The following is an 18,236-nucleotide window of genomic DNA, read 5'->3' on the forward strand; positions in this document are numbered from 1 at the left end:
AAGAGTTTGATGAGGTTTTAAAATGGCTGAACGTCTGAATAATGACTTCCAGTTCATCGAGGTCGGGCGCAAGGATCCGAAGAAGAAACTGTTGCGTCAACGCAAGAAAGAGTTCGTGGAAATCTACGAACCCTTCAAACCCCAGCAGTCGGCCGACCAGGCCCACCGCTGCCTGGGTTGCGGTAACCCGTATTGCGAATGGAAGTGCCCGGTGCACAACTTCATTCCCAACTGGCTGAAGCTGGTGGCCGAGGGCAACATCCTCCAGGCCGCCGAACTGTCGCACCAGACCAACACCCTGCCGGAAGTCTGCGGCCGGGTGTGCCCGCAGGACCGTCTGTGCGAGGGTGCCTGCACCCTCAACGACGGCTTCGGCGCGGTGACCATCGGTTCGGTGGAGAAGTACATCACCGACACCGCGTTCGCCATGGGCTGGCGTCCGGACATGTCCAAGGTCAAGCCGACCGGCAAGCGTGTCGCGATCATCGGTGCCGGGCCTGCGGGCCTGGGCTGTGCCGACGTGCTGGTGCGTGGCGGCGTGACCCCGGTGGTGTTCGACAAGAACCCGGAAATCGGTGGCCTGCTGACCTTCGGCATCCCGGAGTTCAAGCTGGAAAAAACCGTGCTGAGCAATCGTCGCGAAGTCTTCACCGGCATGGGCATCGAGTTCCGCCTCAACACCGAGGTGGGCACGGACGTGACCATGGAGCAATTGCTCGAAGAGTACGATGCGGTGTTCATGGGCATGGGCACCTACACCTACATGAAGGGCGGCTTTGCCGGGGAAGACCTGCCGGGCGTGTACGACGCGCTGGACTTCCTGATCGCCAACGTCAACCGCAACCTGGGCTTTGAAAAGTCGCCGGAAGATTTCGTCGACATGAAAGGCAAGAAGGTCGTGGTTCTCGGCGGCGGCGACACGGCGATGGACTGCAACCGTACGTCGATCCGTCAGGGCGCCAAGTCGGTGACCTGCGCCTATCGTCGTGACGAAGCGAACATGCCGGGCTCGCGCAAAGAGGTGAAGAACGCCAAGGAAGAAGGCGTGAAATTCCTCTACAACCGCCAGCCGATCGCCATCGTTGGTGAAGACAAGGTCGAAGGCGTGAAGGTGGTCGAGACCCGTCTCGGCGAGCCGGACGCCCGTGGCCGTCGCAGTCCCGAGCCGATCCCGGGCTCCGAAGAGATCATCCCGGCCGACGCCGTGGTCATCGCGTTCGGTTTCCGTCCGAGCCCGGCGCCGTGGTTCGAGCAGTTCGAGATCCAGACCGACAGCCAGGGCCGCGTTGTTGCGCCTGAGCAAGGTCAGTACAAGCACCAGACCAGCAACCCGAAAATCTTCGCCGGTGGCGACATGGTGCGTGGTTCCGACCTGGTGGTGACGGCGATCTTCGAAGGCCGCAATGCCGCCGAAGGGATCCTGGATTACCTGGGCGTCTAAACCCGTCCGGCTGACTGCAATGCAATACCTGTGGGAGCTGGCTTGCCAGCGATAGCATCACTTCGGTTTACCTGACAAACCGAGGTGCCTGCATCGCTGGCAAGCCAGCTCCCACAGTGTTTTGTGGTGCTGCAAACACTGCATTCCACCGCGACAAATTGACCCGATAGACAAAAGGCTGACCTGCATCCGTGCCTTTTGCGTCCGGCTCTGAGAAAATGTCCGCACTTTTTTTCCGGATGCCGACATGACTGCCCTGAAGAACGACCGTTTCCTGCGCGCCCTGCTCAAGCAACCCGTAGACGTCACCCCCGTGTGGATGATGCGTCAGGCCGGTCGCTACCTGCCTGAATACCGCGCCAGCCGTGCCAAGGCCGGCGATTTCATGAGCCTGTGCATGAACCCGGCGTTCGCTTGCGAAGTCACGATGCAACCGCTCGACCGCTATCCACAACTGGACGCGGCGATCCTCTTTTCCGACATCCTGACCATCCCCGATGCCATGGGTCAGGGCCTGTACTTCGAAACCGGCGAAGGTCCGCGCTTCAGGAAAGTCGTCAGCACCCTGGCCGACATCGAAGCCCTGCCGATTCCCGATCCGCAGAAAGACCTGGGTTACGTGATGGACGCGGTCAGCACCATCCGCCGTGAACTGAACGGCCGTGTACCGCTGATCGGCTTTGCCGGCAGCCCGTGGACCCTGGCGACCTACATGGTCGAAGGCGGCTCGTCGAAGGACTACCGCAAGACCAAGACCATGCTCTACGACAACCCGCAAGCCTTGCACCTGCTGCTGGACAAGCTCGCGCAGACCGTCACCAGCTACCTCAACGGCCAGATCCTGGCCGGTGCGCAAGCGGTGCAGATCTTCGACAGCTGGGGCGGCAGCCTCTCGGCGGCGGCGTACCAGGAGTTCTCCCTGGCCTACATGAAAAAAATCGTCAGCGGCCTGATCCGTGAGCACGAAGGTCGCAAGGTTCCGGTCATCCTGTTCACCAAGAACGGCGGCCTGTGGCTGGAAAGCATCGCCGACGCTGGCGCGGACGCTCTGGGCCTGGACTGGACCTGCGACATCGGCAGCGCCCGCAGCCGTGTTGGCGACAAAGTCGCGCTGCAAGGCAACATGGACCCGACCGTGCTCTACGCAAAGCCGGAAGCCATCCGCACCGAAGTCGGCCGCATCCTCGCCAGCTACGGCAAGGGCAGCGGCCACGTGTTCAACCTCGGCCATGGCATCACGCCGGAAGTCGACCCGGAACACGCCGGTGCGTTCCTGCGCGCCGTGCATGAGTTGTCGGCGCAATATCACGAATAACGGTCAACGCCGTTTTCCAGAAGCCTGTCCCGCCTCGTGCCGGGCAGGCTTTTTTTTGGCTGCAGAAAACTGCCTGGATAAAGCGTTTCCTTCTGTAAGAGTGTTTTCCATTCTTGTCGGAAAATCGGAAGAGAAGACTATTCCCGCCTGACTCGATGATTACTCCTACATAGAACTCTTGGTCATCCCCGTAAGGTTCCAGACCCCTGTTCGGCAAAGGCTGAACACAACGAAGCAAACATCGCCGCCCGCAAGGCGCCTTGTTTTCGATAAGCAGTCTGGAACACATCATGAAAATGACATTTGATAAAAGAAGTGCGTTAACGGCCTGCACTTCATCGATGATCCTGTTATCGGCAATGCTGGCCTCTCAAACCGTTTCCGCCCATGGCTATCTGGAAGTCCCGCCTTCGCGCGCACTGGCTTGTCAGAAAGGCCTGAACACCAACTGCGGCGGCGCCCAGTACGAGCCGCAGAGTGTCGGTGAAACCTTCAAGGGCTTTCCGGCCGGCGTCGGCGGTGCTCCCATGCAGGGCCCGGTCGATGGCAAGATCGCCAGCGGCGGTCACTCGCTGTTCTCTGCCATGGATGCACAGTCCGCCAGCCGCTGGCAGTTGACGGAAATCAAGGATCGCAACATCGATTTCCAATGGCGTTACACCGCTGCCCACCCTGCTACCAAACACGAGTATTTCATCACCCGCGATGGCTGGAACCCGAACGAGTCGCTCAAGCGCGCCACCTTCGAAAGCACGCCGTTCTGCACCATCGATGGCGGCAACCAGCTGCCGGTGTCGGGCGCCAAGCACAATTGCACGCTTCCATCTGACAAGTCCGGCCACCAGGTCATCCTGGCCATCTGGACCGTCGGTGACACCGACGCTGCGTTTTACAATGTCGCAGACGTGAACATCCTTGCCGAACCGGACCTGCCAGGCGGCTGGTCCCCAGTGGGCAGCATTGCACCATCGACCACGTTACTGGAGGGCGACAAGGTCAAGGCACGTGCGTTTACCGCCAAGGGTGAGAGCCCGGACTACAGCGTTGAAATCAGCATCGATAACGCTGAAGAGGGCACACCGCAGAACTGGGCGTTCAAGCTGGCCGAAAAAATCAACCAGACCCACACCCTGGTTCGCGCCGGTATCCGTGACGAGAGCGGCAATGTCGTCCCGGTCAAAGGCACCAACCGTCTCTACGTGCAAAGAGAAAGCGGCGTAGTGCGCTACGAAGTGCAGTTGGGCATGAAGGAGGATGCCGCTGCACACATGTCGGTGACCTCTCAGCAAGCCGAATACGTTCTGGAAAAAGGTCGGGTCAAAGTCGAGTTCAGCATGACGGCGAACCGCTCGATGGACGTCGAAGCGACGTTGTTCGATCAGAACAACAAACCGGTCGGCGCCACGTCGGCACAAGTGGCCAGTGGCTCCACCTCGTTGTCGCTGGATGTGCGCAGCAATCCTGGCGCGCACACACTGACTCTGGTCGGCACCACCCTGGATGGCCGCACCACCCGTCAGGACACCAAGACCACCCAACTGACCGGTGAAGGCGCAGGCGTCGAGCACGACTTCGTGTTCCCTGAAGGTCTCGGCGAGTACAGCGCCGGCACCAAGGTGCTGCAACCGAAGACCGACGAAGTCTTCGAGTGCAAGCCTTTCCCTGAGTCGGGTTACTGCAAGCAGTACACCCCTACCGCCAACGGTTTCGAACCGGGTGTCGGTGCTCATTCGCACATGGCGTGGGAAAAGTTGTAAGTCCTCGCAGCTGGCTTCAGGTGACATCAAAGTCGCCTGAAGCCCGGCGGTTGATTACCGAGTTGAAAAATGAAGGTTTCTAATCTCTCCCGACAACGCTTTCGGGCATGCCTGAGCAGCGTTTGCTGGCTCACCTTGCCAGTGGCCGTTGCGGTGTTTCTGGTGTGGCAGGAAAGGCAGTTTCGCGAGCGTCTGGCGACACCGCCGGACGACATCGCCCCCTTGCAGATGGTGCCTGCACGCGAGCCGCTGGAGGCAGCATCGATTGCCATCGTGTTCGGCCTGACGACGCAGGCCACGCCGCGGCCCAGTGCCGAGCCGCTGACCTTGCAAGCAAGCTTTGTCAGCACCGGATCATCCAAGGCACTGCTGGCCAATGCTCAAGGCTCACGACTCTATCAAGTGGGTGAGCAATTGCCTGGCGGCAGCGTCCTGCGTCGTATCGAGCCCCGTCAGGTCGCGCTGTGGAACAAGGGGCGAGAAGAGCTGCTGACGCTCGCACCCTCTGAAGCACGTTTTCTGAAGGCACTCGAATCATCCGTCGACTCTCGACCCGTTACCACGACCACGCGTTTTTTACGCCCGTTCCCCGGGCAACCAGAGTGATCAATCTCATGAACAGCTTCGCCGGTGCGCAGTGTTTGCGCGCCATGCTTCTGCTTGCCGTCTTGGCGGCCGCAGCCTTTCCGGGCACGTTGCAAGGCGCCGAAGAAAAATGGCAACTGGCGATGAACAACGCGGAGCTGCGCGACATCGTCGAAGAGATCTCCAACATTCTCGGGACCACGGTAGTGCTGGACCCAAAAGTCTCCGGGCGTGTCACGGTCATGTCCCGGCAGGCCCTCGATCGTGAAGGGGTACGCCGGCTGTTCTATTCGGTGCTCGACGCCCACAACTTCACGGTGATCGATGAAGGCGACCGGATTCTCATCGCTCCGGTCGCCGAGGCCAGGACACGGGCCGGCCAGGGCACGGTAAAAACCACCACGGCGTCGCAGTTCGTGACCGAAGTCATAGGCCTGAATACCAGCAGCGCCTCCGATATTGCCGGGCTGGTGCGACCGTTGGTGTCTGCCAATGGTTATGTCGGCCCTTCGGTGTCGGCCAACGCGTTGGTGCTGACCGATACGGCTGCCAATGTGAAGCGTATTGCCCGGGTGATCCGCGAGCTGGACTCCGGTCAGAACAACCTGCACGCGGTGGTTCAGCTCAAGCATGCCCAGGCCGGCGATGTCGCGCCGGTGATCGAGGCCTCCATGGGCAAGCGCAGTGCCGAGTCGGCAATACAGGTGCTGGCTGACGCCAGGACCAATCGCCTGATTTTCATTGGCCCGCCTGCCGTTCGCCAGCGCCTGATCGAACTGGCCCGTGGCCTCGATACGCCGGCCACCACGACCCTCGACAATGCGCGGGTGATTCGCCTGCGGCACAGCGATGCCAAGCAACTGGCCGAGATTCTGGAGTCGATGGGACAGGGCAGAAAACCGGCGCCCGCCGTCGGCGGCACACGGGACATGTCCGGCACTGCAGCCTTCATGATCAAGGCCGACGAAAGCCAGAACGCGCTGGTGGTGATTGCCGAGCCGGCACAGCTGCGGACCATTGAAAGCATCGTGCGCCAACTGGACCAGCCGCGGGCCCAGGTGTTGATCCATGCCGCCATCGTCGAAATTTCCGGTGATATCGCCGAAGCCGTCGGTGTGCAGTGGAACCTCCGCACGGGCGATGCAAAGGGCTTCATCAATTTTCCCGGCACCGACATTCCGATTGTCGGCGGGCTGAAGTTCGACGAGAAACGATCGGCGCCGGAAGGGGTGATCCTGCAACTGGGCAGCGACCGTTTCGGTGCGCTGATTTCGGCCCTGGCCAGCAATACCCACAGCAACCTGTTGTCCACGCCGAGCCTGTTGACCCTGGACAATCAGGAAGCGGAAATCATCGTCGGCCAGAACGTGCCGTTCAAGACCGGTTCCTACGCCACCAACAGCAATGGAGCGGACAATCCCTTCACCACCGTCGAGCGCAAGGACGTCGGCATCAGCCTGAAGATCAAGCCTTACATCAACGAAGGCTCGACCTTGCGCCTGGAGGTCGAGCAGGAAGTGTCGGACATCGCGCCTTCGGTGTCGGGCATCGACTCCTCGGACCTGATCACCAATAAGCGAGCGCTCAAAAGCACCATCCTCGCCGACGATGGCGAAATCATCGTGATCGGCGGCCTGATCCGCGACAGCGTGCGCACCCAGAAAAGCGGCGTGCCGCTGCTGCGCGACATTCCTTATCTGGGCGCGTTGTTCCGCTGGACCCGCGACACCCAGACCAAAAGCAACCTGATGGTGTTCCTGCGCCCGACCATCGTGCGCAGCAAGGAGGACCTGTCCCAGGTCAGCCAGCAGCGTTACAACGCACTGCGTGACTTGAGCAAATCAGGGGCGGGGGAAAACAACTCGCTGTTGCTGCCATCCGAGGCGCGCGGGTTGTTCGAGCCGGCCACGGATGCACCGGTGTTCGACTTGCGCGGCAAGGCGCAGTAAGGCCATGAGTGAACGCTGCGAGCAATTGCCCTTCGGCTTCGCCCGGCGCTTTGGTGTGTTGCTGGAGCGTGACGGCGACGACCTGCGGCTTGCCCTGCGCAGCGATGCACCGCTCAGTGCATTGTCAGAAGCGCGCCGGGTGTGCGGGCCGACCCTGCCGTTTGTCATCGTCGACGCCGCTGAGTACGCCTCACGCCTGGCGGCAGCCTATCGCGAGGGACAGAGCGCAGTGGAGCAGGTAGCCCAGGGGCTGGACGAAGAGCTGGACTTGCTCAGCCTGGTCGATCAGGTGCCGCAAACCGCCGACTTGTTGGAGCAGCAGGGCGATGCGCCGATCATTCGCCTGATCAACGCGCTGCTCGGCGAAGCGGTGCGCGAGCACGCCTCGGACGTGCATCTGGAAACCTTCGAACAGTACCTGTCGGTGCGCATGCGGGTCGATGGCCAGCTGCGTGAAATGCTCAGGCCCAAACGCGAACTGGCGACGCTGCTGGTGTCGCGGATCAAGGTCATGGCGCGCCTGGACATCGCGGAAAAACGCGTGCCTCAGGACGGGCGAATGGCCTTGCGTCTGGCCGGGCATGAAGTCGATGTGCGGGTCTCGACGCTGCCTTCGGCTCACGGTGAGCGGGTGGTGCTGCGCCTGCTCGACAAACAGGCCGGGCGCCTGGACCTGCAGCGGTTGGGCATGCCGGACGATACCCTCGCGACCCTGCGTCAGTTGTTGGGCAAACCCCACGGCATCCTGCTGGTCACCGGGCCGACCGGCTCCGGCAAGACCACCAGCCTGTACGCCGCGTTGAGCAGCCTGAATGACCAGACCCGCAACATTCTCACGGTCGAAGACCCGATCGAGTATCACCTGCCCGGCGTCGGCCAGATGCCGGTCAACCCGAAAGTCGACATGACCTTTGCCCGCGGCCTGCGGGCGATTTTGCGTCAGGACCCGGACGTGGTGATGGTCGGCGAAATCCGCGACCGCGAAACCGCCGAGATCGCTGTGCAAGCGTCCTTGACCGGGCATCTGGTGCTGTCGACCTTGCACACCAACAGTGCGGTGGGCGCCGTCACGCGACTGGTCGACATGGGCGTCGATGCCTACCTGTTGGCCTCCTCGCTGGTGGGCATTCTGGCTCAGCGCCTGCTGCGCACCTTGTGTCCCCATTGCAAGGTTGCGTACCTCGCCGATGCGGCGGCCTGCCAGCGCCTGGGACTCGACACGGCCACGCCGCACACCCTGTTCAAAGCCGCGGGCTGCGCACAGTGTCAGCACGGCTACCGAGGGCGCATCGGCATTTACGAACTGATCAGCGTGACGCCCGCCGTCTCGGCGCTGATCCACCAGGGTGCCAGTGAGCATGCCCTCATCGATGAAACGCGCAAGTACTCGCGCAGCTTGTTCCAGGACGGGCGCCAGCGGGTGCTGGAAGGCTTGACCAGCCTCGACGAGCTGCTGCGTGTGACCCAGGAGAGCTGACGGATGCCAACGTTCGACTACCGCGCCCTGGATGCCCTGGGCCGACCCTGCAAGGGACGCCTGGAGGCCGATGGCCCTCGTCATGCGCGACAGCTGTTGCGTGAGCGCGGCGTGTGGCCGCGTGTGTTGATCGAGGTTCGGGCCGGCAGCGGCGCCGGCAAACAGTCTAGCGGTGGACGCCTGAGTGCGGCTGATCTGGCGTTGTTGACGTTGCAACTGTCAACGCTGGTTCAGGCCGGGCTACCACTGGAAGAAGCACTCGAAGCGGTGGCGAAACAGAGCGCAAAACGCAAGGTCGCAGGCCTGCTCTCGGCGGTCAGGAGCCGGGTGATGGAAGGCCATGCCCTGGCCTCGGCATTGGGGAAATTCCCCAAGGCCTTCCCCGAACTGTTTCGCGCCACCGTGGCCGCCGGCGAACGCTCCGGGCATTTGGGCCATGTGCTGGAGCAGTTGGCGGCCTACACACAAGCCCGCCAGGCCTCGCGGCAAAAGATCCAGATGGCCCTGGTGTACCCGTTGATCCTGATGTTGGCCAGCGTGGCGATCGTCGGTTTTCTGCTCGGCTACGTGGTGCCGGATGTGGTGAAGATCTTCGTCGACAGCGGCCAGCCATTGCCCTGGCTGACCCAGGCACTGATCGGCGTGAGCAATGGCCTGCGCAACCATTTCCTGTTGTTGCTGGGCGTGCTGGCAACGCTGTCCGGCCTGTGGCGCTGGAGCTGGCAGCAACCGCAGTGGCGCCTGCGCTGGCATCGATGGGTGCTGAATGCGCCCGTCATCGGTGAAGTGCTGCGCGCCATGGAAGCCGCGCGGTTTGCCAGCACCCTGGCGATCCTCGGCAAAAGTGCCGTGCCTTTGGTGGATGCACTGGAAATTTCCGCTGCGGTCATTGGCAACCTGACCATCCGCGCACGGATGGTCGAGGTCGCCTGTTCCGTACGCGAGGGTGGAACGCTGACCCGCGGTCTGGAACTGAGCGGTGACATCCCGCCGATGATGCTGCACATGATCGCCAGCGGCGAACGTGCGGGCGAACTCGACCGCATGCTGGCCCGGGCCGCCGAACAACAGGAAAGCAGCCTCGCCGCGCGCATTGCGCTGGTGGTGAGCCTGTTCGAGCCGGCCATGCTGGTGCTGATGGGCGGCGTCGTGCTGCTGATCGTCATGGCCATCCTGCTCCCGATTCTCAGCCTCAACCAATTGGTGAATTGACCCATGCAACCTGTCCGTAAAAACCTTCCCCGCGCGCAACGCGGTTTTACCCTGATCGAAATCATGGTGGTGGTGGTCATCATCGGCGTGCTTGGGGCCATTGTGGTGCCGCAGTTCATGAGCCGCCCCGACCAGGCCAAGGTCACCGCCGCCAGGATCGATATCCAGGCCATCGCCACCGCCCTGGAAATGTATCGCCTCGACAACGCCCATTACCCTTCGACCCAGCAGGGCCTTGAAGCGCTGGTCAAACGTCCCTCCGGATTGCCCGCGGCGCGTGGCTGGAACCCTCAGGGTTACCTCAAGAGCATGCCGGTCGACCCTTGGAACACACCATATCAATACCTCAACCCGGGTGTGCGATCGGCCAATGGTACTTACGACCTGTATTCCCTGGGTGCCGATGGCGTGGCAGGCGGTGAAGGGTTTGCAGCCGAAATCGGCAATTGGGGTAATTGAATCGTGGGCTGCCGTTGCCGGGGATTTACCCTGCTGGAATTGATGATCGTGATTGTCATGGTCGGTGTTTTGCTGGGCATGGTGAGCTATGCCGGTGGGGGCAGTCCGGCGCGCCAGGTCAGGCAGGAAGCCGAGGCGATGGTGCAGGTGATTCATCAATTGCGTGAGCGAGCGGTGTTCGAGGGCCAGGAGTATGGCTTGCGGTTGAGTACCGATGGTCACCGGGTGATGCGCCTGGGTGTTCGCGGCTGGGAGCCGGTGGGAGCGCTGACTGACTGGCCCCTGAGCGTGCGATTACGTTTGCAACTGGAGGGCTATTGGGTAGAGCTGGACGCTGACGGAGGACCGCCGCAGCTGCTGATGTTCAGCAACGATGAAACCAGTGTATTCACCCTGATCCTTGAGTCCGGCAACCGCAACTGGCTGAGCCTGTCCGGAGACGGCCTCAGTGAAGTGGCGATCGATGACTAGCTCGCGATCGCGATCCGCCATGGGCGGTTTCACGCTATTGGAAATCATGGTGGCCCTGGCGGTCTTTGCGACACTGGCGGCCGCCGTGCTCTCGGCCAGTCAATACGTGGTGAAGCAGCGCGGCGCCGTTGAGGCGCGCCTGTTCGCGGCCTGGCTGGCGGACAACCGCTTGAACGAGTTGCGCCTGCAAGCCGGGTTGGTGGTCGGGCAGCAACAACAGCTCGTATCGATGGACCAGCGTGACTGGGTGCTGCATCAACACATCAGCGCCACCGCTGACCCTCGCTTGCTCCAAGTCGACATACAGGTCAGCCCTTCGGACAGTACGCACCCCTTGTATCGTGGCAGTGGCTGGATACCTGTCGCCCATGAGTAAGCAGCGCGGATTCACCCTGCTGGAACTGGTCATCGCCCTGGCGATCTTCGCCGTGCTCGGGCTGGCCAGTTGGGGTTTGTTCGATAGCGTGGTGCGGGTGCAACAGGGCGTGACGGCCCACGAGCGAGAACTCAGGAGCCTGCAACGAGCGGTGGCGGTGATCGAGCGCGACCTGCTGCATGTCACTGCGCAGCCGATGGTGCTCGCACCGCCGCTTCTGCAGTTCCAGCGCAGTCACTGGCGCAACCCTCTGGATCAACCGCGCAGTGAGCGCCAGACGTTGACCTACCGACTCGACGGCGATGTGCTGTGGCGCGAAAGCCAGGGCGAAGGCTCAGAACTCGTGCAGCGGCAAAAACTGCTGGCAGGTGTGCGCGCGTTGAGCTGGCGCTTGTTCGACAGCCAGTTTGGCTGGGTCGCTCATTGGGCGACCGGGCAGGACGCGAAGCCGCCCTTGGCGCTGGAGGTGCAAGTCTCGGTCGGGCGCTTCGAATCGATTCGTCGGGTGTTGTCGATGCCGGGTGCACTGCCATGAACGGGCACGAACGCGGCATTGCCTTGATCAGTGTATTGCTGGTCCTGAGCCTGGCGCTGTTGATCACCGGTGGCTTGTTGCGCAGCCATCACCTGTCGCTGCAAAGCAGCGGGCAACAGTTGCAGCAGATACACCTGCGGCAACTCGCATCGGGCGGGGAAACCTGGGCGTTGATGCTGTTGCGCGATGCGTTGCAGGACGCGAAAAAACCCGTCGAACGGGTTCAGGGCTGGACGGACATGGCGCCTGACTTCGAGGTCGAAGATGCGCAGATCCTTATCGATATCGATGACCTCGCCGGACGCTTCAATCTCAATGCTTTGTTACGCCAGGGGCAGGTGGACCAGGTCACCCTCAACCGATGGGCGCGCCTGCTCGAGCTGCTTGATCTGCCTCCCGTGCAACTCAGCCAGGTCGGGCCGTTGCGCGAACTCAGCCAGCTGCGTTTGCTGCCCGGCATCGACGCTCGCCTGCTGCAGCGGCTGGAGCCTTGGGTGGCGCTGTTGCCCACCGACGTCGCCTTGAACATCAACAGCGCACCAGCGCTGGTGCTGAGAACGCTCGGCGAGGTGGATGCCGCGACCGCCGATGCGCTGGCGCTTCAGGCCGCAACAACGCCTTGGGCGAGCGTCCAGGCGTTTACCCAGGACCCGTTACTCTCCGGGCAGGGCTTGAGCAGTCACGGACTTGGCACCCATAGCCGCTGGTACCGGATCCGCGTGCAGGTGAACCGGGGCGGTCGCGAACTGCACCTGGCCACGGATGTCGGGCACGATCCGAAGACTCAACAGCTGACGGTGCTGCAACGACGTTTTTTTCCCATGAGTAGCCACGAGAGACCGCGATGAACACTTGGCTTTACCTGACCGCCGAGGGCCAGGATGCGCCATCCGCACTCTGGCCTTGCGTGCTGTGGTCGCAAACCGGCCAACGCCAGCCGATGCCGCTGAATCAGACGGCTTCGGCATTGCAGGGAAAGTCGGTCGATGTACTGCTGCCCATGGAAATGTGCAGTTGGCTACGCAGCGAACCATGGCCGGGGCGGCGTAAACCCGAGGCCCAGGCCGTTGCTTTCGCCGTGGAAGATCAACTGAGTGAAGCGCTGGAAGTTGTGCATCTGGGGGTTGGCGCGCGTGATCGCGACGGCTGCTACCCGGTCATGGTCATCGGCCGGGATCGCTTGGCCAGCGTGCTTGATCTGCTGCGCGAGGCGGGCATTGAGGTGCGTGGGGTGTTCGTCGATGCCGATGTGCTGGGTGGTGATCAGCCATACGCTGCATGGTGGTTCGGTCGTTGGTTGTTGGGCGGCGAACTGTCGGCGCGCCTGGCGTTGTCGCAAGAGCACCTGGCGCTGCTCGCCCCGTTACTGCCCGCGCACCTGCAAAGGCTGGACGACCATGAGGACCCCGCTGCCCTCGACCAATGCCTGACCCACCGTCCTGCCCGGGCCATCAACCTGCTGCAAGGTGCATTCGCACCGCGCGGCAAGCGTCTGCCCTGGCGTGCCGGCGGGTGGGTGATGTTGATGCTGGCGCTGATGACCTGGGGGGCCAGCGAGACGCGAATTCGCTTCCTCGACAGTGAAGCCCGACGCCTCGCCACCCAGAATGAGCAGCGATTCAAGGCGCTATACCCGGAGCAAAGCCGCATCGTCGATATGGCAGGGCAACTCAAGGCCCTGCAAAACCAGCCTGCCGAATCGCAAAAGACCCGCATTGCGGGGTTGGTCCAGTTGATTGAACAGGTGATCGGCGCCAGCCCGGTCGAGGTCCAGCGCATTGAGTTTCGGGCAGGTGAGGGCTGGAAAATCCAGCTGACCGCCAGCGGCTTTGCCGAGCTGGAGCAATTGCGTGAGCGCGGACGACAACAAGGCATGCCCATCCGGCTCGACAGCGCGAGCAAAGCCGCTGACCGGGTGACCGCTACCTTCACCGTGGAGGCCGAAGCATGATCCAGATATGGCGACGCATTTCCGTGCGCGAACAGCGGCTGTTGCAGGTGTCGGGGGCTTTTTTGTTGGCGGTCGTGGCGTTCAGCCTGATCTGGCAACCGACCCGGCAGCGCCTGGAAACGGTCGAGCGACAGTATCAACTGCAGGCGGGGTTGGCCGCGCAACTGCAGCGGGCGTTACCGCGCAGCCATGTCCCCGTCGACGCCGATCAACCGCTGTCGCTGCGCATCAGCGAAAGCGCCGCTACAGCGGGGCTGGAAATCCGCCAGATGGAGAGCGACAGCGATCTGCTGCGCGTGACCCTCAGTGGCAACGCGCAGCCGTTGCTGCAGTGGCTTGACGCGATGGAGCGCGGTGGCGTCGCGCTGCAAAGCCTGACCCTGGAAAAACGTGACGAGGCCCTGGAGGCGCGGTGGGTGCTCAGGTAGCCGAGGTGTGCTGAGGCAGCAACGGCAACTTCGCCAGTTTCAACGCCGTCAGCAGCGCCACTACCAGCAACGCGCCGATGAACAAGCCTATGCCGTTCCAGCCGCCCAGGTGCCAGAACACGCCGCCCGCTGTGCCGGCGATGCTCCCTCCGGCGTAGTAGGCGAACAGGTACAGCGACGACGCCTGTCCCTTGGCCTTGGTGGCGCGGCGACCGATCCAGCTGCTGGCCACCGAATGGGCACCAAAGAAGCCGAAGGTAAAGATCAGCATGCCGATGATCACCAGCGGCAATGGCGTGAACATCGTCAAGGCGAGACCACCGATCATCAGTGCAATTGTGCTCCAGAGCATTTTGCGCCGACCGAGTTTGTCGGCCATGGCGCCGATTTTCGCCGAACTGTAGATGCCCGACAGGTACACCACCGACAGCAGCCCGACGAACGCCTGTTCCATGTGGTACGGCTCGGCCAGCAGGCGATAACCGATGTAGTTGAACAGCGTGACGAACGCGCCCATCAGCACAAAGGCTTCGAGGAACAGCAGCGGCAGGCCGGCGTCGCGAAAGTGCATGGTGAAACCGTCGAGCAGGCTGCGCGGGTGCAGCGAGCGGGCGCGGAAGTTGCGTGACTCAGGGAGGATTTTCCAGAACACCGCCGCGGCAATCAGGGCCAGGCCACCGATCACCAGCATTGCCGTGTGCCAGCTGACGAAGTCGATCAATACCCCGGTGATCAAGCGTCCGCTCATCCCGCCAATCGCGTTGCCACCGATGTACAGACCCATGGCCAGGCCGATGTGTTGTGGGTGGATCTCTTCGCTCAGGTAAGTCATCGCAACCGCCGCCAGACCGCTCAACGACAATCCGATCAGCGCACGCATCAGCAGCACACCGTGCCAGCTCGGCATCATCGCACTGGCCATGGTGCACAGCGCAGCGGCGAACAGTGCTGCCACCATCACCGGTTTACGTCCGATACGGTCGGAAATCGGGCCGGTGATCAGTAGGCCGATGGCAAGCATGCCGGTGGCGATAGACAGGATCAGGCTGCTCTGCGCCGCGTTGATGGAATACTCGTGGGACAGCAGCGGCATCATCGGCTGCACGCAGTAGAGCAGGGCGAAAGTCGCGAAGCCGCCGCAGAACAACGCCAGCACCGTGCGTATGAACGCCGGGGTGCCTTTTTCGATGTAGATTTCCGCCAGCTCAGCGGCGATAGCGTCCGGCGCTGCGGGAGGAACTTCATGGGCGAGTGGGGCGACAGCAGTTTTCACGGGGGGACCTCGGAGGACGCAGCCGGTCAGGCAATGAAAAAATCATATAGCTGGCTAATGATTCAATCCAATATATTGTTCGACCTGTTTGATAGCTTTTACGACCTAATGGGGTTTCCATGGAATTGCGACATCTGCGCTACTTCATCGCCGTCGCCGAAGAACTGCACTTCGGCCGCGCCGCACAGGTGCTGGGCATCTCCCAACCGCCGCTGAGCCAGCAAATCCAGGCGCTGGAACAGGAAGTCGGCGCCCGCCTGTTCGAGCGTACCAATCGTCGGGTCGAGCTGAGCGAAGCCGGTCGGCTGTTCCTCGAAGAGGCGCGGCTGGTGCTGGCGCAGGTCGATAAAGCGGCGGATGTCGCGCGACGGGCGCAACTGGGTGAGTTGGGCGAGCTGAAAATCGGCTTCACCTCGTCGGCACCGTTCAACTCGACCATTCCCCAGGCGATTTTCTCTTTCCGCCAGCGCTTCCCGGCGGTGCACCTGAACCTGCGGGAAATGAGCAGTACCCAGGTGGCCGATGCGCTGGTGGACGAGTCGATCGAGGTCGGCATCATGCGCCCGCTCGGATTGCCGGACTGCCTCAGCGTGGTCGAGTTGATGCGCGAACCGCTGGTCGCGGTGCTCAGCTCCAAGCACCCGTTGGTCGAGGGCAGTGAGGAAGGCTTGTTCCTGTCAGCACTGGCCCTTGAGCCCTTTGTGTTTTTTCCGCGCAGCTACGGCAGCGGCCTGTATGCGCAACTGCTCAGCCTGGCCCGGGACTCCGGCTTCAGCCCACACTTCGCCCAGGAGGCCGGCGAGGCGATGACCATCATCGGGCTGGTAGCGGCGGGGCTCGGCGTTTCGGTGCTGCCGGCGTCTTATCAGCGGATGCGAATTGATGGTGTGGTCTATCGGCCGTTGCTGGATCCGGCAGCGGTGTCGGCGGTGTGGCTGGTGCAGCGCAAGGATCAGAAGTCGGCGATGGCCAAGGCGTTTGTTGAACTGCTGACGAGGAAGGTTGAGCCATTGAAGCCGTGACGGGTGCGCCGTCAATCGCGGGCAAGCCCGCTCCCACAAGGATCTGCGGTGTGAACACAATATTGGCTATCTTGCAAAACCCTGTGGGAGCGGGCTTGCCCGCGAAAGCGCTCGTCAAAACACCAACCAACTCCGGGGATACCTACGGCACCCGCACCAAATCCCCCCGCAACGCCACCCGCGCCACAAATACCCCGGCCCGGCACTCATAGGTGTTCAGGTCCTTGCGCACATGCTGATCGTAGTAACTGACGATATTGGTCACCGCATTCGCTCCCACCCGCTTTGCCTCTTCCTGCAACTCAATCAACGTCGATTGCACTGCCCACTCACAGGCATCGAAATCACTCTTGTTGGAGACGTTGGTGGGCCAGTCGCTGACAACGTTCGTGCGCAACATCTGAAGATTCGTGCTCGGGCCGATACCAGCCAGATAGAACTTCACGCTGCCATCCAGCCGCCCGGCACGCAGGGCGTTGGACAGGACGGTTTCGAAGGGCATGTACATCAGGTTGGTGGCCTGGCTGACACTGGGCAGCAGGCAAAACAGAACAGCGGCAATCACGGCTTTCACTTGCATGGTCAGGTCCTTGACGTGAAAGAGCTTGGATGTGGGAGATACCGTTTAAGCGAAGGAGTGCATTGGCGAGTGTAGTCGGCGAAAGGGTGTGCTGCGTGACGGCCAATTCCCCTGTGGCGAGGGAGCAAGCGCCCTCGCGAAAGCGTTTGCAAAAACACTATAAAAACAGCTGTCTGGCACGAGGATGTATCGTCCCCTTCGGAAGGCATAACTACCTGCTGTAGGACAATTCCGAAATCCTTCGCAAAGGCTACAGCGCCTTGCGACGTTGCCTTCAACTACTCCAGAATCCGCCGGCTTGTGCGCTTTGAGGGCTATCGCTAACTTGATTCGTGTCACTGATTGTCAGTGATCGGGTTTAGTAGCCCGTAGCAAATCGAAGCGCACATGCGCTCCTGATAGGCAGGTATGCCCATACCTGCCCTTGACGGTAGCTGTGCGCAGGGCGCCTTCGGGCGCGCCGGTTTTCGCTTTGCCCGGTCTACTAACCTGCGTACAGCTGCCACCCTTTTGATTCGTAGCGACACGGTGTCGGCTCCACTTTTCCGGGCACTGAATCATGACCAAAAAAGCAAAACAATCGCCGGACGCTCCACGCGAACCCAGCAATATCTTCTTGATCGCCCCGGATATCGATAACCACACACTGCTGGAATACGCCTGTGTGTCGCTGGCATCAGCCAATGTCATGGCGAGCGATTTGGCGAGGAGTCTGAACGGGTCGCAGAGCAACACCCTGCTGGGGATTCAGCAGTCGATCATGCTGGGGGAGCTGGCGGTGAATCGGGTGTTGGATAACCTCGATCCACCCTGAATCTCCCTGGGAGCGTTGGGACACTTCGCGTAACGGATCCGGTTTCGCGATTTACCCGATTATTGAGCAGAATCGATTTCTTTAGTTGAGTGCCATGGATGCCACTTCTATATCAACCCAAGGAAGGCAGCGTACTGATTTGTGATTTCAGGGGGTATGAAGTTCCCGAGATGATCAAGATCAGACCTGTTGTAGTGATTCGCAAACACAGAACCAACAATTTGTTGGTGACGGTTGTGCCACTTAGTACAACCGCTCCAGATCATATGCTTGAACATCATCTGGAGCTGCCGAATCATCTGCAGGGAGCAAGTCCGACGTGTTGGGCTAAATGCGATATGGTTGCCACTGTCAGTCTTTCCAGGCTCGACCGGATCAAGAGCCGAGATCGTCGAGGGAAGCGCACTTACGTCATTTTACAACTTGAAACAGACGAGTTTTTTTCGATCAAAGTCGCGGTGCGCAAGGCCTTGGGCCTGTAATCGCAGCAAGTTTGATTAAGGCAGGCCAGTTGCCAGCTGTTGTTCGCAGGATGATTTCGGACAATACTGACGGCGTTCCCGTAAGGGGCTTGTGAGACTCTGAGGATTC

Annotated in this window: 19 protein-coding genes; 17 read left to right on the forward strand and 2 right to left on the reverse strand. The window is 61.5% G+C overall.

The annotated features are described in order from the left end of the window. Window positions 1-22: 22 nt before the first annotated feature. The 14 genes from AB4O16_RS18385 to gspM all read left to right on the forward strand — a co-directional run bounded on the left by AB4O16_RS18385 (window position 23) and on the right by gspM (window position 13,956). Window positions 23-1,441: an FAD-dependent oxidoreductase gene (locus AB4O16_RS18385; protein WP_108216250.1), complete on the forward strand. Its 1,419-nt coding sequence runs from the start codon at window positions 23-25 to the stop codon at window positions 1,439-1,441. A 247-nt stretch (window positions 1,442-1,688) separates the two neighbouring features. Beyond that, a complete protein-coding gene (gene hemE, locus AB4O16_RS18390; protein ID WP_460155487.1) occupies window positions 1,689-2,756 on the forward strand; it encodes a uroporphyrinogen decarboxylase in 1,068 nt (355 codons plus the stop codon). Between the two features lie 290 nt (window positions 2,757-3,046). After that, window positions 3,047-4,513, forward strand: a complete 1,467-nt coding sequence (gene gbpA / locus AB4O16_RS18395) for an N-acetylglucosamine-binding protein GbpA (RefSeq protein ID WP_160390623.1) — start codon at window positions 3,047-3,049, stop codon at window positions 4,511-4,513. A gap of 69 nt (window positions 4,514-4,582) precedes the next feature. Continuing rightward, a complete protein-coding gene (locus AB4O16_RS18400; RefSeq protein ID WP_160390622.1) occupies window positions 4,583-5,119 on the forward strand; it encodes a type II secretion system protein N in 537 nt (178 codons plus the stop codon). A gap of 8 nt (window positions 5,120-5,127) precedes the next feature. Next, window positions 5,128-7,047 (forward strand): type II secretion system secretin GspD, encoded by a 1,920-nt coding sequence (gspD, locus tag AB4O16_RS18405; RefSeq protein WP_460155488.1) that lies wholly within the window; start codon window positions 5,128-5,130, stop codon window positions 7,045-7,047. 4 nt (window positions 7,048-7,051) lie between these two features. After that, the gene (gene gspE, locus AB4O16_RS18410) at window positions 7,052-8,524 is read left to right on the forward strand and encodes a type II secretion system ATPase GspE (RefSeq protein WP_460155489.1); all 1,473 of its coding nucleotides are present in this window, start codon (window positions 7,052-7,054) and stop codon (window positions 8,522-8,524) included. Between the two features lie 3 nt (window positions 8,525-8,527). Further along, window positions 8,528-9,736 carry a type II secretion system inner membrane protein GspF gene (gene gspF, locus AB4O16_RS18415; RefSeq protein WP_460155490.1) on the forward strand — a complete coding sequence of 403 codons (1,209 nt, stop codon included), beginning with the start codon at window positions 8,528-8,530 and terminating at the stop codon, window positions 9,734-9,736. 3 nt (window positions 9,737-9,739) lie between these two features. Then, window positions 9,740-10,195: a type II secretion system major pseudopilin GspG gene (gene gspG / locus AB4O16_RS18420; protein WP_160390618.1), complete on the forward strand. Its 456-nt coding sequence runs from the start codon at window positions 9,740-9,742 to the stop codon at window positions 10,193-10,195. A 3-nt stretch (window positions 10,196-10,198) separates the two neighbouring features. Then, on the forward strand, window positions 10,199-10,666 hold the full coding sequence (gene gspH, locus AB4O16_RS18425) for a type II secretion system minor pseudopilin GspH (protein WP_460155491.1): 468 nt from the start codon (window positions 10,199-10,201) through the stop codon (window positions 10,664-10,666). Further along, the gene (gene gspI, locus AB4O16_RS18430; RefSeq protein WP_160390616.1) at window positions 10,659-11,042 is read left to right on the forward strand and encodes a type II secretion system minor pseudopilin GspI; all 384 of its coding nucleotides are present in this window, start codon (window positions 10,659-10,661) and stop codon (window positions 11,040-11,042) included. The genes gspH and gspI overlap by 8 nt, the downstream gene beginning before the upstream one ends. Beyond that, window positions 11,035-11,577, forward strand: a complete 543-nt coding sequence (locus tag AB4O16_RS18435; protein WP_460155492.1) for a type II secretion system protein GspJ — start codon at window positions 11,035-11,037, stop codon at window positions 11,575-11,577. The genes gspI and AB4O16_RS18435 overlap by 8 nt, the downstream gene beginning before the upstream one ends. Next, window positions 11,574-12,425, forward strand: a complete 852-nt coding sequence (locus tag AB4O16_RS18440; protein ID WP_460155493.1) for a type II secretion system protein GspK — start codon at window positions 11,574-11,576, stop codon at window positions 12,423-12,425. The genes AB4O16_RS18435 and AB4O16_RS18440 overlap by 4 nt, the downstream gene beginning before the upstream one ends. Then, window positions 12,422-13,528, forward strand: coding sequence for a type II secretion system protein GspL (gene gspL / locus AB4O16_RS18445; protein ID WP_460155494.1), 1,107 nt, complete (start codon window positions 12,422-12,424; stop codon window positions 13,526-13,528). Before AB4O16_RS18440 ends, gspL begins: the two co-directional genes overlap by 4 nt. Next, window positions 13,525-13,956, forward strand: coding sequence for a type II secretion system protein GspM (gene gspM / locus AB4O16_RS18450; RefSeq protein ID WP_460155495.1), 432 nt, complete (start codon window positions 13,525-13,527; stop codon window positions 13,954-13,956). Before gspL ends, gspM begins: the two co-directional genes overlap by 4 nt. On the opposite strand, the gene AB4O16_RS18455 is transcribed toward gspM, so the two are convergent. Then, complete coding sequence (locus AB4O16_RS18455) at window positions 13,949-15,229, reverse strand: MFS transporter (RefSeq protein ID WP_460155496.1); 1,281 nt, start codon at window positions 15,227-15,229, stop codon at window positions 13,949-13,951. The genes gspM and AB4O16_RS18455 overlap by 8 nt on opposite strands. 119 nt (window positions 15,230-15,348) lie before the next feature. Between AB4O16_RS18455 and AB4O16_RS18460 the strand changes: the two genes are divergently transcribed. Continuing rightward, window positions 15,349-16,251 carry a LysR family transcriptional regulator gene (locus AB4O16_RS18460; protein WP_015093147.1) on the forward strand — a complete coding sequence of 301 codons (903 nt, stop codon included), beginning with the start codon at window positions 15,349-15,351 and terminating at the stop codon, window positions 16,249-16,251. Between the two features lie 142 nt (window positions 16,252-16,393). On the opposite strand, the gene AB4O16_RS18465 is transcribed toward AB4O16_RS18460, so the two are convergent. Beyond that, complete coding sequence (locus AB4O16_RS18465) at window positions 16,394-16,831, reverse strand: excinuclease (RefSeq protein WP_460155497.1); 438 nt, start codon at window positions 16,829-16,831, stop codon at window positions 16,394-16,396. A gap of 559 nt (window positions 16,832-17,390) precedes the next feature. Here AB4O16_RS18465 and AB4O16_RS18470 point away from each other — a divergent pair. Together AB4O16_RS18470 and AB4O16_RS18475 are read left to right on the forward strand one after the other, a co-directional pair. Then, entirely contained in the window at window positions 17,391-17,645 is a 255-nt protein-coding gene (locus AB4O16_RS18470; protein WP_460155498.1) for a DUF6124 family protein, read from the forward strand. 98 nt (window positions 17,646-17,743) lie between these two features. After that, window positions 17,744-18,127, forward strand: coding sequence for a type II toxin-antitoxin system PemK/MazF family toxin (locus AB4O16_RS18475; protein WP_460155499.1), 384 nt, complete (start codon window positions 17,744-17,746; stop codon window positions 18,125-18,127). The last annotated feature ends 109 nt before the right edge of the window (window positions 18,128-18,236 follow it).

This window comes from Pseudomonas sp. S2_H10 (assembly GCF_054668285.1).

Bases quoted from the DNA above. Each gene is read 5' to 3' on its own strand.
- gspD (WP_460155488.1), top strand. From the start codon at position 5,128: ATGAACAGCTTCGCCGGTGCGCAGTGTTTGCGCGCCATGCTTCTGCTT.
- gspF (WP_460155490.1), top strand. From the start codon at position 8,528: ATGCCAACGTTCGACTACCGCGCCCTGGATGCCCTGGGCCGACCCTGC.
- gspL (WP_460155494.1), top strand. From the start codon at position 12,422: ATGAACACTTGGCTTTACCTGACCGCCGAGGGCCAGGATGCGCCATCC.
- AB4O16_RS18465 (WP_460155497.1), bottom strand. From the start codon at position 16,831: ATGCAAGTGAAAGCCGTGATTGCCGCTGTTCTGTTTTGCCTGCTGCCC.
- AB4O16_RS18475 (WP_460155499.1), top strand. From the start codon at position 17,744: ATGCCACTTCTATATCAACCCAAGGAAGGCAGCGTACTGATTTGTGAT.
- AB4O16_RS18470 (WP_460155498.1), top strand. From the start codon at position 17,391: ATGACCAAAAAAGCAAAACAATCGCCGGACGCTCCACGCGAACCCAGC.
- gspG (WP_160390618.1), top strand. From the start codon at position 9,740: ATGCAACCTGTCCGTAAAAACCTTCCCCGCGCGCAACGCGGTTTTACC.
- gbpA (WP_160390623.1), top strand. From the start codon at position 3,047: ATGAAAATGACATTTGATAAAAGAAGTGCGTTAACGGCCTGCACTTCA.
- AB4O16_RS18440 (WP_460155493.1), top strand. From the start codon at position 11,574: ATGAACGGGCACGAACGCGGCATTGCCTTGATCAGTGTATTGCTGGTC.
- AB4O16_RS18400 (WP_160390622.1), top strand. From the start codon at position 4,583: ATGAAGGTTTCTAATCTCTCCCGACAACGCTTTCGGGCATGCCTGAGC.
- gspM (WP_460155495.1), top strand. From the start codon at position 13,525: ATGATCCAGATATGGCGACGCATTTCCGTGCGCGAACAGCGGCTGTTG.
- hemE (WP_460155487.1), top strand. From the start codon at position 1,689: ATGACTGCCCTGAAGAACGACCGTTTCCTGCGCGCCCTGCTCAAGCAA.
- gspI (WP_160390616.1), top strand. From the start codon at position 10,659: ATGACTAGCTCGCGATCGCGATCCGCCATGGGCGGTTTCACGCTATTG.
- gspE (WP_460155489.1), top strand. From the start codon at position 7,052: ATGAGTGAACGCTGCGAGCAATTGCCCTTCGGCTTCGCCCGGCGCTTT.
- AB4O16_RS18385 (WP_108216250.1), top strand. From the start codon at position 23: ATGGCTGAACGTCTGAATAATGACTTCCAGTTCATCGAGGTCGGGCGC.
- AB4O16_RS18460 (WP_015093147.1), top strand. From the start codon at position 15,349: ATGGAATTGCGACATCTGCGCTACTTCATCGCCGTCGCCGAAGAACTG.
- AB4O16_RS18435 (WP_460155492.1), top strand. From the start codon at position 11,035: ATGAGTAAGCAGCGCGGATTCACCCTGCTGGAACTGGTCATCGCCCTG.